General features: G+C 37.7%; 13 protein-coding genes and 2 pseudogenes. 5 read left to right on the top strand and 10 right to left on the bottom strand.

Going from position 1 to position 15893, the window contains the following annotated elements; translation table 11 throughout:
• Nucleotides 1–15: 15 nt before the first annotated feature.
• On the top strand, nt 16–774 hold the full coding sequence (locus L4F92_RS10325; RefSeq protein ID WP_250351496.1) for a DeoR/GlpR family transcriptional regulator: 759 nt from the start codon (nt 16–18) through the stop codon (nt 772–774).
• Between the two features lie 106 nt (nt 775–880).
• Here the strand turns inward: L4F92_RS10325 and glpC are convergent, their stop codons facing one another.
• From glpC to glpA, 3 genes are read right to left on the bottom strand one after another with little or no spacing between them, the layout of a single operon-like run.
• On the bottom strand, nt 881–2152 hold the full coding sequence (glpC, locus tag L4F92_RS10320) for an anaerobic glycerol-3-phosphate dehydrogenase subunit GlpC (protein ID WP_250363655.1): 1272 nt from the start codon (nt 2150–2152) through the stop codon (nt 881–883).
• Nucleotides 2152–3444 (bottom strand): glycerol-3-phosphate dehydrogenase subunit GlpB, encoded by a 1293-nt coding sequence (glpB, locus tag L4F92_RS10315; RefSeq protein ID WP_250363654.1) that lies wholly within the window; start codon nt 3442–3444, stop codon nt 2152–2154. Before glpB ends, glpC begins: the two co-directional genes overlap by 1 nt.
• Nucleotides 3434–5125, bottom strand: a complete 1692-nt coding sequence (glpA, locus tag L4F92_RS10310) for an anaerobic glycerol-3-phosphate dehydrogenase subunit A (RefSeq protein WP_250363653.1) — start codon at nt 5123–5125, stop codon at nt 3434–3436. Before glpA ends, glpB begins: the two co-directional genes overlap by 11 nt.
• Nucleotides 5126–5412: 287 nt before the next feature.
• Between glpA and glpT the strand changes: the two genes are divergently transcribed.
• Nucleotides 5413–6858, top strand: a complete 1446-nt coding sequence (glpT, locus tag L4F92_RS10305; RefSeq protein WP_250363652.1) for a glycerol-3-phosphate transporter — start codon at nt 5413–5415, stop codon at nt 6856–6858.
• Between the two features lie 90 nt (nt 6859–6948).
• Complete coding sequence (glpQ, locus tag L4F92_RS10300) at nt 6949–8046, top strand: glycerophosphodiester phosphodiesterase (RefSeq protein WP_250363651.1); 1098 nt, start codon at nt 6949–6951, stop codon at nt 8044–8046.
• 103 nt (nt 8047–8149) lie between these two features.
• On the opposite strand, the pseudogene L4F92_RS11145 reads toward glpQ, so the two are convergent.
• The 7 genes and pseudogenes from L4F92_RS11145 to L4F92_RS10270 form a co-directional block, all read right to left on the bottom strand.
• Nucleotides 8150–8332 (bottom strand): annotated as a pseudogene (locus L4F92_RS11145) (hypothetical protein); the annotation flags it as partial.
• 499 nt (nt 8333–8831) lie between these two features.
• Nucleotides 8832–10160 (bottom strand): TRAP transporter large permease, encoded by a 1329-nt coding sequence (locus L4F92_RS10295; RefSeq protein ID WP_250363650.1) that lies wholly within the window; start codon nt 10158–10160, stop codon nt 8832–8834.
• Between the two features lies 1 nt (nt 10161).
• Nucleotides 10162–10698 carry a TRAP transporter small permease subunit gene (locus L4F92_RS10290; RefSeq protein WP_250363649.1) on the bottom strand — a complete coding sequence of 179 codons (537 nt, stop codon included), beginning with the start codon at nt 10696–10698 and terminating at the stop codon, nt 10162–10164.
• A 69-nt stretch (nt 10699–10767) separates the two neighbouring features.
• Nucleotides 10768–11775, bottom strand: coding sequence for a TRAP transporter substrate-binding protein (locus L4F92_RS10285; RefSeq protein WP_250363648.1), 1008 nt, complete (start codon nt 11773–11775; stop codon nt 10768–10770).
• 31 nt (nt 11776–11806) lie between these two features.
• Nucleotides 11807–12955 (bottom strand): galactonate dehydratase, encoded by a 1149-nt coding sequence (gene dgoD, locus L4F92_RS10280; protein WP_250363647.1) that lies wholly within the window; start codon nt 12953–12955, stop codon nt 11807–11809.
• A 15-nt stretch (nt 12956–12970) separates the two neighbouring features.
• Nucleotides 12971–13612, bottom strand: coding sequence for a 2-dehydro-3-deoxy-6-phosphogalactonate aldolase (locus tag L4F92_RS10275; RefSeq protein WP_250363646.1), 642 nt, complete (start codon nt 13610–13612; stop codon nt 12971–12973).
• 13 nt (nt 13613–13625) lie between these two features.
• Complete coding sequence (locus L4F92_RS10270) at nt 13626–14522, bottom strand: 2-dehydro-3-deoxygalactonokinase (RefSeq protein WP_250363645.1); 897 nt, start codon at nt 14520–14522, stop codon at nt 13626–13628.
• Between the two features lie 185 nt (nt 14523–14707).
• Here L4F92_RS10270 and L4F92_RS10265 point away from each other — a divergent pair, with 185 nt between their 5' ends.
• Nucleotides 14708–15421, top strand: a complete 714-nt coding sequence (locus L4F92_RS10265; RefSeq protein WP_250363644.1) for a FadR/GntR family transcriptional regulator — start codon at nt 14708–14710, stop codon at nt 15419–15421.
• An 83-nt stretch (nt 15422–15504) separates the two neighbouring features.
• A pseudogene (locus L4F92_RS10260) lies at nt 15505–15853 on the top strand (transposase).
• The last annotated feature ends 40 nt before the right edge of the window (nt 15854–15893 follow it).

Raw genomic sequence — 15893 nt, 5'->3', positions numbered from 1 at the left:
AGTTAGGAATAAGAAATGAAACAATCTCTTCGCCATAAAAAAATCATTTCCTTAGTGAAACAAAATGGCTATCTTAGCACAGAAGATCTGGTCAATTTATTAGGTGTCAGTCCACAAACCATTCGGCGTGATTTAAATGAGCTTGCGGAAAATAATTTAATTAGCCGTCATCACGGAGGCGCAGCTTCGCCATCCACCTCTGAAAATTCGGATTATGTAGAACGGAAACATTTTTTTTCAGCAGAAAAAAGACGAATTGCGGCTGAAGTTGCAAAGATTATTCCAAATGGTGCTTCTTTATTTATGGATATTGGTACGACACCAGAAGCGGTAGCAAATGCGTTGTTAAATCATAAAAATTTACGCATTGTAACCAATAACCTCAATGCCGCTTATATTTTGATGCAGAATAAAAGTTTTAATATTACGATGGCAGGCGGATCGTTACGCCAAGATGGCGGGATTATTGGTGAAGCGACAGTGGCTTTTATTAAACAATTTCGCTTAGATTTTGGTATTTTAGGCATTAGTGCCATTGATGCTGATGGTACCTTGCTAGATTATGATTACCACGAAGTTCAAGTGAAGCGCGCCATTATTGAAAGTTCGCGTAATACCATCCTTGCTACGGATCATTCTAAATTTAATCGCCGTGCAATGGTTTGTCTTGGATCGTTATCAGAGTTGAGCCATTTATTTACCGATACCCCACCTTCTGACACGATCAGCCAATTACTTGAAGCGAGTAATACCGTGGTACATATTTGTGAATAATGTTCATTATTTCATCTGATTAACATAAGGCGATGAGACAAAACAGGAAAAAATAACACCGCACTTGTGAAATAAAAGGGAGAGGAAATCCTATCCCTTTTTATCTTTAAGCGAGGGCTTTGGCAAGTAAGGTTACGGGGTGTAAGCAAGTAAGGCGAGTGGACATATCAATTTGCCATTTGCAGGTTTCACACTCAGAAATAACAAAATCAAATTGCCCTTCTTCAATATGCTCAAATAAGCTTTTACCAATCGCTTGAGAAACCTCGTAATTTTCGGCTTTAAAGCCGTAAGTGCCAGCAATACCACAGCATTGACTTGGTAGCATCACCACCTCTAGATCAGGGATAAGTTTAAGTAACGCGAGGGTATAAGGCGCCCAACCTGCTTTATCCACGTGGCAAGCTGTGTGATAAGCCACTTTTAACGGCATTGATTTAAATTGCGGTGATTTTTGATGTTGCAAGCGTTGATATAAATATTTAGTCACAATATTTATATGCGGACGCACTTTGGCATTATCCATAGCTAAAATATGATGGTATTCATCGCGCAGATTCATTGTACAGCTAGAAGATGTGCCAACCACATCAAGCTCTTGATTAATAATGGTATTTTCAAGTTGAGCAAGATTAAATTTCGCTAATTCTTTTGCCCGTTTAGGAAAACCATTCACACTTAATGGCAAGCCACAGCATTTTTCTTTTTCCAACAACATCACACCAATGTCTAACGCATTGAAAACCTTGATTAAATCCTTACCAAGTTGAGGATTATTATAGTTTACATAACAACCGTGATAATAGGCGACTTTATCTTTATAGTAACGCTGACGTTCAAGGGCGTTATTTTTATACCATTGACGGAATGAACCAAAAGAATATTTCGGCAAACTGCGGTGTTTACTGACTTTTAATGTTTTTTCTAACAGAAATTTTGTCGCCTTTAACCCTGTAATGGTGTTCACCACAGGGGCAAATGGCGTGTTGAGCTTACCCATAATATCCGTATTACTTAACACCGCATCGCGTAATTTATGAATAAGCGATTTTTTTTGCGCTTGCAGGTGATTATTTCTCGCTCGTACGATTAAATCACCGATTTTAACATCTGAAGGGCAAGCCACTTCACAACGTTTGCAGTTGGTGCAATATTTGAGTGCTTCATCGTAAAATGCTGCACTTTTTAAGCGAAAGCGTTCTCCATCTGGGCCTGCTTGTTTTGGACCGGGATAGAGCGGATTTTGTTTTGATACAGGACAAACTGCCGTACAAGCAGTACATTTTATACAGCTCTCAAAACTGTTATCTACATATTGATGAGAGGGTGGCAACGCGGCATTTTGTTTTGCATTTTCGATTAATTCTTGAATGTTCATTATTTACCCCCTGCCAGAATTTGTTCTGCCACAGTAAGTGCGGTAACCACTGCCACGCCAGAGCTACAGCCGAGTTCTAAATTGTTATAACCGCCAATCACTGATCCCACAGCGTATAAATTCGTTAAAATTTCACCGCACTTTTGTACTTGGCATTTTGCGTTAATTTTTACCCCCGCACTTTGATAAGGTTGTGGGGCAGAGAAACGATCTTTCGTCCAAGAAAGACGATTGTCATTATCAAAATCGCCATTACCAACAATATCCAAATCAAAAATGGGTTCTCGAATACGCTCAAACTCTGCCACAATGCCTGAGCTAAAATAATGCCCTGAAGCCAGTACAAAATGATCAGCATAAAGCGCATCATCCTGATGTAATTGGCTGTAAAGCGCTTTAACTTGTTGCTCGGCAATGTCAGCACGTAATGCTTTATCGCCATTTAGCATCATTCCCCCTAATTTCTCAAACTTAGCACGTAAATTTTTACGCTGACGCATACCTAATAATGAAGGTGGGAGTGTCGGTAATTCATATAAATTCAGTCCTGAAGCCTGTTTTAAACTCTGGAAAAAGGCTTGATTTTCAATGCCAAAACAGGCTGGTAAAAATACCGCACTTACCCCATTTGCGGCTTGCTTGATTTCTTGGACTAATTCACTGAATGCCAATTTATATTCCAGAACTTGAGAGATATTGACACTACGGAATTCCCTTGCATTTGTGCGAAGTTCATCCAGTTGCGGAATAGATAAGTAGCCAATTTTTACCTCACAATGGGCAAATTGCGAATTTTGTTTCAGGTTATCCGCAAGTAATTGTGGTTGAAAATCGTGATAGCCTTCTATTCCTAATACGGCAATATGTTTATGTGGATAGGCGGTTTGTGATAATGGAAATGTCGGTACGCTATCTGCTGAAAGCCAAGTACGTCGCAATCCACCTAAAGGGGTAACACGAAAATGATTTTCTTTATATGACCCAATCAGTGCTAAATTCAGTGATTGAGCGAATTGCTCAAATGCCTGTGCTTTTGCGATCACCTGCTCTTGACCTAATAAACTATAAGGGTGATGAGGCAGTTGTTGGGCAAATTGTGGATAAGATTCAACAAAATTTTCCACCGCACTTCCATCAGGGAGTTGGCTCAGTAAATCCAGTGAGCCAGAAGAAAAATCCATCGCCGCTTGTCCATTATTAATAATGGCGCAATGTTTGCCTTGCTGTTGTAGTGCGATGCCACAAGTTAATCCTGCTAAGCCACCGCCAATAATAATTACATCAAATTTCATTGCTATCTGTCCCCTGTGTGGCTTGTTCTTCAAGCGGTTTTACATCATTCAAACCGAGTAAGCTGTAATAAATCCAACTGGTAAATTCGGCTTCACGTATGGCTTCACCCCAAGCGATAGGTTGAATACCTCGCCAACGTTCTTCCATAAAAGAAGCGAGTTGCGTAGTAGATTGGCGAGGCGTTGCCACATTAAAACGAGCCATTAAGCCTGCTGCTCGGCAAGCACAAAGTTCCGCTTGGCAAGTCCCCATTCCAACACGTGTACGGCGGCGTAAATCCACTAAATTATTGACTTTGAGTTCATCTACCGCATAGCGAACCTCCCCCGCACTGACCGCTTCACACTCACAGACTAAAGAGCGATCTAGGCGTTCTTGTTCAAGTAATTTTGTGGCGCGCTGACCGTGCCGATAAACCGCGGAGATTTTAATTGGGGTGGGGAGAGAAATAATCTGTTTATAGGTTTCTTCTTGTGTGGCATCTGAACCGGGTAAGGCGCGGTTAGCCGTAGTACAGGTTGCCGATTTATTGAGTTTTTTACAAACTAAATCCGTTGCCCATTCAGCCATTAGGCGATAGGTCATTAATTTCCCCCCAGTAATGGTAACAAACCCTTCTAAACCATCTCGCTGGGCGTGATCAAGTAACACAATGCCACGACTAACATTACGCCCAGAAGGATCATCATCTGTCGCAACCAGTGGACGAACACCAGCATAAGCACGTAAAACACGCGTGTGGCGTAGCGAAGGTGCCAGTTTTTCGCCTTCTCGGAAAAGAATATCCACTTCTTCAGGAGTTACTACCATATTATCAATTTGATCATAAGGTATGCGACTTGATGTGGTACCGATGACACAAATGGTATCGCCCGGCACTAAAATATCAGCATCCGCAGGTTTGCGACAACGATTGATAACCAAATTATTAATGCGATGCCCCATAATCAGTAATGCTCCTTTTGCTGGGAACATTCTAATTTTCAAATCCGCATATTCGGCAATACCTTGCCCCCAAATCCCCCCAGCATTGACCACAACAGGAGCAAAAAAGAGACGTGTTACTTTATTCTTATGATCATAAACTTTCGTACCAATAACACGATCCCCCTCGCGGATAAGAGAGATGACTTCACAATAAGTAAAAATTTTAGCGCCATTTTCACTGGCATCAAGCATATTCGCTGCGGTTAAGCGAAAAGGATCAATTGATCCATCAGGGACAACAACCGCGCCCACTAAGTGAGGATTTACTGACGGCTCTAAGCGTTTGGCTAATTCTGGCTCAACAGCAACCGCTTCAATGCCTGCGGCATCACAGGCATTGAGAAACGTTTTTTGATAATTAAGATCATCTTCCGGTAAGGTAATAAATAGCCCTTTCGTATCTTCAATACAATGGCGGGCAATGTTTTTTAAAATTAAGTTTTCTTGAATACATTCGCGTGCAGACTCTTCATCATTGACTGCATAGCGCGCCCCACTATGTAATAAACCGTGATTACGTCCCGTTGCACCCGTGGCAATATCTCGTCGTTCCAGTAATACACAATTAATCCCACGTAAGGCACAATCGCGCGCAATTCCCGCGCCTGTTGCACCACCGCCGATGATGATGACATCGGTATTGATAGGCGAAAAGTCCTCTGCATTTTTATAAAAGTGCGGTGATATTTTCATCGCTTTTCCCCCACATTAAATTTGTAAATAAAAAGATAAAAAAGAATTGTCTTTATAATACGCCAAATGTTCGTTTTGGAAAATAAAATGAGCGTTTTTATATTCGTATTCGTGATGAAGATCACAATTTTTTACAAAAAAGTAAAAAAATGTAAAAATTTTGTGATCTTTATCACAATAAAAGATTTATTTTCTGTTCGTTGAATTTTTTTCAGATAGTATATTAAACTGAAATGCTCTTAAAAGAGCAGGGTTTTCTTCTTACTTATTTTTATTGGAGAATTTCTATGTTTGGACCATTTAAACCAGCACCGCATATTGCGGAGTTGCCAAAAGAGAAAATAGATTCCACCTATAAACGTTTGCGTTGGCAAGTGTTTGCTGGAATTTTTTTCGGTTATGCCGCTTATTATTTCGTGCGTGCTAATTTTGATTTAGCACAAAAAGGGTTGATTGAAGCAGGGCTTTATAATAAAGCCGAACTCGGTATTATCGGAACTGGGGCGGGTTTAGCCTACGGTTTATCTAAATTTATTATGGCAAGTATTTCGGATCGTTCAAATCCGAAAGTGTTCTTACCTTGTGGTTTGTTGCTTTCTGGTTTATGTATGACCCTAATGGGCTTAATGCCTTGGGCTACATCGGGCATTTTAGTGATGTTCGTGATGATTTTCCTCAATGGTTGGTTCCAAGGAATGGGGTGGCCACCTTGTGGTCGTACAATGGTTCACTGGTGGTCTAAATCAGAACGTGGAACCATCGTCTCTATTTGGAACTGTGCGCATAACGTAGGGGGAATGGTTCCGGGGGCAATGGTGTTATTAGCCAGTGCAATTTATTTCAGCGAACACGGCGTGCAAGCGACAGCTAAAGATGTATGGCAACAAGCCCTTTATTATCCCGGTATTGCCGCAATGCTTGCTGCGATCCCTGTTTTCTTTGTAATGAAAGATACACCACAATCTTGCGGATTGCCTGCGATTGAAAAATGGCGCAATGACTATCCTGATGATTACAATGAAAAAACATACGAAAATGATCTTACTGCAAAAGAAATTTTCGTTACTTATGTATTGAAAAACAAATTGTTATGGTACATCGCGATTGCTAACGTGTTTGTTTATCTTATTCGTTATGGTGTCTTGAAATGGTCGCCAGTATATTTAGGAGAAGTGAAACATTTCAACATCAAAGGGACTGCGTGGGCATACACTATTTATGAATTAGCCGCGATTCCGGGAACATTAATTTGTGGTTGGGTATCGGATCACTTGTTTAAAGGTAAACGTGGTTTAACTGGCTTTATTTTTATGATCTTAACTACTGTTGCAGTGGTCGCATTATGGCTTAACCCAGCAACACCAGAGTCAGAATTAGCGCAATATGCGGGTAAAGCTTGGTATGAAAACCCATATCAATTAACAGACTTTATCTTAATGACAACCATTGGTTTCTTAATTTATGGTCCAGTAATGTTGATTGGTTTACACGCCCTTGAACTTGCACCGAAAAAAGCAGCGGGAACAGCAGCAGGTTTCACCGGCTTATTTGGTTACCTCGGTGGTACAGTTTCGGCTTCAGCCGTTGTTGGTTGGGCAGCAGAATATTACGGCTGGGACGGCGGTTTCTATGTAATGATCGCAGGGGGTATCTTAGCTGTGTTGTTACTTTTAATCGTAACTATTCAAGAAGCAAAACATAAAGCCGCATTAGGTGATCACTACGGCAAATAATCTATAAACAAAAGGAAGTCTGAAAAAGGCTTCCTTTTTTCTTGGTAAAAATCTTTGTAAAAAATAACCGCACTTTAAAAGGAGGTTTTTATGACGTTTAAACTCAAAAAATTAGCACAAGTTGTGGCGTGTTCCACCTTAGCTTTCACCTGCGTACAATCTGCATTTGCAATACCAACAATGGATAACAAAGAAAAGCTCGTTATTGCTCACCGTGGTGCAAGTGGCTACTTACCAGAGCATACCTTAGAAAGTAAAGCCCTTGCGTTTGGACAGAAAGCGGATTATTTAGAACAAGATTTAGTGATGACAAAAGACGATCATCTAATTGTTATTCACGATCATTTTCTAGATGGTTTAACCGATGTGGCAACGAAGTTTCCTGATCGTAAGCGTGAAGACGGCCGTTATTATGTGGTTGATTTTACACTCGCCGAAATTCAGTCTTTAAATATGACTGAAAACTTTGAAGTGAAAGACGGAAAACAAGTGCAAGTTTATCCTGATCGTTTTCCAATGTGGAAATCTCATTTTAAAATTCATACCTTTGAAGATGAAATTGAATTTATTCAAGGCTTAGAAAAATCTACAGGGAAAAAAATTGGTATTTACCCAGAGATTAAAGCACCTTGGCTACATCATAAAGAAGGAAAAGACATTGCCAAAGCCACCTTAGAAGTGCTAAAAAAATATGGCTATACAAAAAAATCTGCCCCTGTTTACTTACAGACCTTTGATTTTAATGAACTTAAACGGATTAAAACGGAATTACTTCCACAATTAGGTATGGATTTAAAATTGGTTCAGTTAATAGCCTACACTGATTGGCACGAAACGGAAGAAAAAAATCCGCAAGGTGAGTGGGTAAACTATGATTATGGCTGGATGTTCAAAGATGGTGCAATGGCAGAAGTGGCAAAATATGCTGACGGTGTCGGACCAGGTTGGTATATGCTGGTCGATAAAGAACATTCTACGAAAGATAACGTCGTTTATACCCCATTAGTGAAAGAATTGAAAAAATATAATATGGAATTACATCCTTACACCGTACGTAAAGATGCATTGCCAGCCTTCTTTAGCAATGTCAATCAAATGTATGATGCGTTACTCAATCAAGCTGGCGCAACAGGGATCTTCACGGATTTCCCAGACACTGCGGTGAAGTTTTTGGGGAAAGATAAATAGGCTGTAAATCTGCTTGAAACCTGAGTTAAATAAAAAGGGCGGTCTTAGATAAACTAAGCTAAAAGCCATTTAACTAATTGTTTTATAATAGAAATTCTAGATTTTAAGTTTCTTTTATTAGAATACTATTTGAGCAGCCCCCAAAAGCTGGACGGGTTAGTAAACTATAAATATTGGGCACTGTATTTGTGCAGGGCCCAGTCCTTTTAAAGCCACTTCGTTTTTGGTTGTAATACATCACATATTCTTCAAGTTCAGTTTGTAATAGCGCTATTGATGTATAGCTATGAGAGTAAAAAACGCTCGGATTTCAAAATAGTAAAGAAACTTTCAATCACCGCATTATCATAGACGAGACCTCGTTGACTCATACTAGGAATTACTCTCCCTTCTGACATTTTTCGCCAGGCTTTTGTACCATAAAGTATACCTTGGTTACTGTGAATAATGGGGTAATCCGTGGCGTTTAATTGGTTTAACCCTTGTCCCAACATTTTTTACTAAGAGGAATTTTGGACGTGTCACAAACTCATATGCGATAATTTCTTGATTGATCAAATCCATTAGCACTGGAAAATAAAGCTTCTCTTTCAAAAAAGCTTTTAGTTACTTAATGACAATAGCGTTAGAGATCTGATAACGTTTAGAGAATTCTCTGATACCCACATCCTGTTCGATGACTTATTTGATAATTTCTAAACGAAATTAATAAGGATAGGACATGATCTGCACCTCAAATTAGGAGCCACTTTTTTGGGGGCAGATCATTTCTTTTTTTGAATATACTATTTAATTAAGAACAAAGTAATTTCAGGAAATGCGATTAATAATGTTAACAATATTATTTGGATAAAAATAAATGGAATAACTGATTTAAAAATATCTACTAACTCAACCCCCTTAGGTGCTACGCTATGTAAATAAAAAGCAGCAGGTCCGAAGGGAGGAGATAAAAATGATACTTGCATATTAACACAAAATAAAACACCAAACCAAATAGGATCAAAGCCTAGATTTTGTACGATAGGGACAAAAATTGGCATAGTTAACATAGCAATGCCAATCCAATCTAAGAATAGCCCTAACACAAACAGAATAATCATCATTAATAATATGATGCCAACCGGAGATAGGCCAGAGCTAATGAGTAAAGATTCAACAAAATGGTTTCCTCCAACTAAATTATAGATGCCGACTAAGATATAAGCACCAATTCCGATCCACATGATCATGCCACAGGTTTGCATTGTTGTGTAAGAAGCATCTTTGAGTACGGATATAGTTAATTCTTTACGATATGTGGCAACACTCAATACCGCAATAACGCCTACTGCGGCAGCTTCTGTAACTGATGCAATACCACCATAAATACTGCCTAAAACTAATAATGCAATAATACTTGGTAGCGCAATATTGATTCTTGCTTTTTTGCGCTCTTCTTTAGAAATCGGCGCATTTCGTTCTTCATCAGGGATAGCGGGTAACAATGCTGGGTTTAGTTTTCCTCTGATAATAATGTAGATGATGTACATAGCAGCGAGCATGAATGCAGGGATAAAGCTTGCGGTAAATAAATCACCAATAGAAACTGAAGCTACTAATCCATAAATAATAAGTACAATACTTGGTGGAACCATTGTGCCTAAAGCGCCAGAGGATACGACTATGCCAATGGCTAGTTTTTTATCATAACCTAGTCTTAGCATTTGTGGTAAAGCCAGTAGCCCTAGTAATACTGTTTCGCCACCGATAATTCCCGACATCGTTGCTAAAAAGACGCCGATAATAACTGTTTGTAATGCTACGCCAGTTTTAAATCTTCGAGTTGTTAACCACATGGCATTGTAAAGATCTTTAGCTATTCCTGTTTTATCTAATAAGGAAGCCATCAATACAAACATTGGAACTGCTAATAGAGAGTAACTGGTCATAAAACCATAAACACGATTTATAATTAATGGGAGTATATCTGGACTAAACCAACCTACAGCTAGTAATGTCGCGACTAAACCTGTGAGAAATGCAAGTGGAGTGCCTAATACTAATAGCAAGCACATTGCTATAAATAATATTGTCGTCACAGACTCAATGCCTAATTCGCTGAAACCAAACATATTATTTCTCCTTATTTATAGAAAAGTGCGATAGCAATTTAAAAAATACTTGGATAATAAAAATCATCGTTAACACAAAAAGAGAGGCTTTTAACAGTCCTGGGATAGGTGGATTCCATGCCGATCCCGATCTTTCAAGCATAAGTTCGCCAGAGGGAGAAAATATAGCTGTTTGAGCGACAAAATAAGCAGAATAAGCAAGTAGCAATAAAAAAGCTAATGTGACGAGTTTACTGAATATTTCGAGAATATTTCTCCATTTATCAGGCACGTTATTAAGAAGTATAGGTACTCGGATATGTTTATCTCTACCATAAGCAAACAAACCAGCATAGACCATTAAGAAACCTGCTAATGCGATACTAAGTTCATGAACCCATTCGGTAGGACTATTAAAAATGTAACGAGCAATGATTTCATAAAATGAAATAAATACGATGAATAAATATAGCCATGATAGCCTTCGACCCACTTTCTCAATTATTTTATCTATCGATGTTAATGTAAGTTCATTATGTGTTTCGTTGTTGTTACTCATAACTGCCACCTAATAAATAATTTATTAGTTATAGCCAAATTTAAATTTGGCTATAACTTGTATTTTAGATTACTGGATCATGCCTTTATCTTTCAGATATTTCATAACTGTATCATAGTATTTTTGTGACATAGGTGATTTAGTCGCCCATTCTGGCCACATTGTTGTTGCGATTGCTCGCACTTTTGCTATTTCTGCAGGTTCCCATTGAATAATGGTGATATCTGCTTTTTTATGTTTAACTGCATCTTCATCTAATTTTTGATGCATTGCTAAGAAACCTTCTGCATATTGTTTACCTGCTTTGTTTAGAACAGTTTTTAAATCTGCAGATAAAGAGTCATAAGTTTTCTTATTTAAAGTGACTTGATTGACGGGCATCGAATGCCAACCTGGGTGAATAGGATATTTAGCAATATCATTCATACCACTTTGTTGGTTGCGGGCAAAAATAGAATAGTCCGATGCATCAATAACACCTTTTTCAAGTGCTGTATAAACCTCTGAACCAGGCAGATTGACTGGAGATGCATTAAGGTTCTTAAATAAAGCTTGAACTAAACCTTCAGGTGCTCTTATCTTTACTCCTTTTAATTCCGCAATATTATGGATAGGTTTTTTAGATACTAATGATTCAACACCTACCGTACTGACTGCTAATAATTGCACACCATATTTATTGAGTAATTCATTGGCAACTTCGAATCCCCCGCCATTATACATAAAGTCAATAAGATCTTTAGGATTGCTCCAAGCACCAATCAAATTTCCATATAAAGCAAATGCAGGATCTTTACCAGAGAAATACGATGGATCGGTGAAATCACCTTGGATAATATTCATATTGATAGAATCAAGCGTTTGATTATGTTCAACTACAGAACCTGCTCCTAAGACGTTGATATGAATTTTTCCGTCTGACATTTTTTCTACATCTTTTGCCCATTGTTGTTGGTATTTAAATGCATCATCTCCAGGTTGATCTGATGATTGAAAATTCCAATTGTATTGTGCTGAAAACACGTTAGCAGAAAAAATAGCTAAAGAAGTAATAATAAATTTTCTAAGTAGTTTCATATCATTTCCTCCATTAAAGTTTACAGAATAATTACCATTCAGCAAAAGAGCCATCTTTATTGCGCCAAATAGGATTACGCCATTTACTATTTAATGTATTTTGCGTATTCATAAATTCTTCGTTAATTTGGATACCTAACCCCGATCCTGTTAACAAGTCGCAATACCCATCTTTAAAGTGATATACCTCCTTATTAAGCATATAATCTAAAACATCATTTTCTTGGTTATAGTGAATGCCTATACTCTGTTCTTGAATTACAGCATTAAGACATACAGTATCTACTTGTAAACAAGAAGCTAAAGCAATAGGCCCTAGTGGACAATGAGGGGCTAATGCTACATCGAAAGTTTCTGCCATATTCGCAATTTTTTTCATTTCGGTAATACCACCACAGTGCGATACATCCGGTTGTAGAATGTCAATACCTCCACGCATAAGAAGAGATTTAAATTCCCAGCGTGAAAACATTCTTTCACCCGTTGCAATCGGGATAGCGCCATATTGTGCTATTTCATGAATTGCATCTAAATGTTCAGCAAGTACAGGTTCTTCCACAAACATAGGATTAAATTGAGCAAGTTCTTTCATGAGTACTTTAGCCATTGCTTTATGTACTCTGCCATGAAAATCAATGCCGATACCAAAATCTTTACCTGTCGCATCTCTAATCGCTTGAACACGAACTAATACTGCATCAACTTTGGAATAATCATCAATAAAATTAAGTTCTTCAGTTGCATTCATTTTTATTGCTGTAAACCCTAATGCTTGTCTTTCTTTGGCCATTTTAGCTACATCATCAGGTCGATCTCCTCCTATCCAAGAATACATTCTCATTCGATCTCGACATTTACCTCCTAATAGCTGAAAAACAGGCGTGTTTAATGCTTTTCCTTTGATATCCCATAGTGCTTGATCTATACCAGCTAAAGCACTCATCATAATTGGGCCGCCACGATAAAAAGAAGAACGATACAGTACATTCCAGTGGTCTTCTATATCTCTAGGATCTTTACCAATAAGATATTCCATTAATTCTTTTACACATGTGTGAACTGTATGAGTCCGACCCTCTAAGCAAGGTTCCCCCCAACCTACAATTCCTTCATCGGTTAATATTTTAAGAAATCCCCAACGAGGAGGAACAATATATGTTTCATAACCAACAATTTTCATGATCGTTTCCTTATGTTACAGTTGTGATTTGGCATTTTCATAGCATGATTTAAATGCTTCGGCACGTTTGGCAAATTCATTGAAATCTAACCCTGAACTATAAAGCGCACTTCCTATACCAAATCCACTTGCACCAATGGCGAGAAATTTTTTCATTTGTTCGCTGTCTGCATTAATGCCACCTACTGGGAAACATAATATTTCTGGTGGTATGACTGTTTTGATTGCTTTAAAGCCGTTATATCCGAATACTTCAGCAGGATAAATTTTTAATAAATTTGCGCCACAATGAATAGCATCATAGGCTTCGGTCGGTGTCATTACGCCTACAAAAATCGTACAATTATTCGCTTTAGCCAGTTTTATAACATTGGTATTCATATTGGGGGTGACGATGAATTTTATGCCTATATCAAGCACCTGTTGTAATAAATGTTCATCAGTTACGGTTCCTGCACCAATTAAGCATTGCTGACCAAATTGATTGTAAAGCAGGCGTAAGGTGTCTAATGCGTTAGGGCTATTTAATGGCACTTCAATATAGTAGTAGCCTAATTCAATTAATTTAGAGACATATTGAACTGACTGATCAGTTGTAATACCCCGTAGAATGGCCACTAAGGGCATTTTTTCATTTAAAATTTCTTGTTTTTTCATATAACACCTACAATTAATTATGGGTATGTTGATGGATATATGATATTCCTTTGATAAAGCATTGTTCTCCATCAATAATTTCTGCCTTTTTACCGACAGAAAGTGATGCGTCTAAGTATTTTTGAGATAATGTTGAGTTGCCAATAATATAGTATTGGTCATATTCGCCTAATAAATTGATTTCATTCCCAATAAGTAAGCCGGAGAGATAAGAACGTATTTGTGTAGGGGATAGCATACTGTTAAGTGATAATGTTCTCGCTGAAAATAAGATCGCATTTAGTGGATAGTTATAACCATTTTTTACCCCGAATAAAAAGCTATCATGATCATCGTATTTTTGAGGCACATCTTTGGTTAAGATACTGTGTTGATTGAGTAAGGAAAATAATTCCCCAGTCATTATCGATATAAATGTGTTCATTTTTCCTTTTTCGATAACAACTTGTTTGCTGTGGGTACCGGGTAAAATAGCTGCAATATTTTCTTGATTTAAAATACGTTGCAAACCGAGTAATTGAGTTTCTTCTCCTCGCATAACATCATACATTCCTAATTTATTCATGCCACTGATACCAGGGACAATAAATGCGGGCGCTTCCCAAGGTAGTTTGAATGTTAAGAGGTGATGAGGAATTTCTGACAGATTTAATGGCATAGATAAATAATTAGCTTCCTTCCAACCTTGCTTGGATCCTACCATTCCTGCCATATAAATTGGAGTTGATGCGAGATCAGTCGAGCATTGCCATTGTTGTATATTATTTAGCAATGTATCAGCAAAATCTTTTTCTTTAATTGATAATAAGCCTTGATCGCTATCTATTCTATCGATAACGGACATTTCATGATCCATAAAATAGGCTCTAAAGTTCGTTGTTCCCCAATCAACAGCAATCCAGTTTTCCATCTTATATGATCCTCAACTCAATTCTTGTATTACAAGATTATATTGAATAAAAATATTTTTTCCGTGATCAGTATCACAAATTTAAGAATATACATAATTTATTAGTTATTGTTTTATAAGTTATAATAGATTAAATCTTTTTATTTTTGATGTTGTTTCTTGTTATACAAGATTTAGAGGTGAAAATGCTAAAATCTCAAGTGATTATGAAAGCGCTTATTCTTCGATGTTTATCAGGTGAGTTTAAAGAGGAAGAGTTACTTCCTGGAGAAATAGAATTATGTAGAATATTTAGCGCATCTCGAACGCCAGTGAGAAGTGCTTTACAAGCAATGGCAAGTAAAGGAATTATATCGATAATCCCTAAAAAAGGGAGTTTTGTTAATAAATTGGATAAATGGAATTGGTTAGATAGTGAGATATTAGAATTTATCTATCAGGCAGACATTGCCCCTTATTTTATAAAGAACTTATTAATAACAAGGTTGACTTTTGAACCGAGCATTTGTGCCATATCAGCGGTTGCCTCTGATACAGAAGATCTAATGAATATACATAATGGCTATCTCCTAATGGTGAAAGGAGCAGAGCAAAATAATAGAGATATTTTTCTTGAGGGGGATATGTTATTCCATTCATCTATTGTTGCATCATGCAAAAACCCATTTCTATCATCAATGAATGGCCTATTATCAACTGCAATGAGATTGTCTTTTGATAAGACATTAGAAATTGATATACATACTAAATTACCAGCATTAGACAAGCATAAGCTACTTTTGGAAGCAATAAGAATGAGAGAACCCGAAAAAGCAAAATCTATTTCCAGAGATCTTATTTTATCGGCAGTAACAGCAATAGCGACGGATAGCGATACTGAGTTCTTAGAAATAGTTTAACTAACATAAAAAAATCACCGCTCTTTAAGCGATTAAAGTGATCTGCACCCCAAAAACTGGACATCTAATTAGAGGTGCAGATTATGTCCTATACTTATCAATTCCGTTTAGAAATTATTAAACAAGCCACCAAACAGGATGTCGGTATCAGAGAAGTGGCTAAACGTTATCAAATTTCTCATTCTCTTGTGATTAAATGGTTAAAAGCCTTTCACGAAAGAGACTTAGAAGGGGTAAAATCACCCTTTATTCAACCTAAAAGAGTTAAGCTCAAAATGAAGAAAAAAGAGATTAAGATTCCTGAACCCCACAGATTTATCCCCTAAAGCCGTTAAAAAATTGCAACGTGAGCTGGCTCTCGCCCGTGCAGAGATTGCTTATTTAAAAAAGTTGGAGGAATTAGACCGGCAAAAACGACGGCAGAAAAAATAGCCGCCATTCACGATTTAAAGCAAACGCACGCGTTAGATGA

The sequence above is a fragment of the Avibacterium sp. 21-595 genome (assembly GCF_023611905.1).
Classification (GTDB): Bacteria; Pseudomonadota; Gammaproteobacteria; order Enterobacterales; family Pasteurellaceae; genus Avibacterium.
Note: the sequence above shows the minus strand (reverse complement) of the source record. Positions and strands in the feature narration are given on the sequence as shown.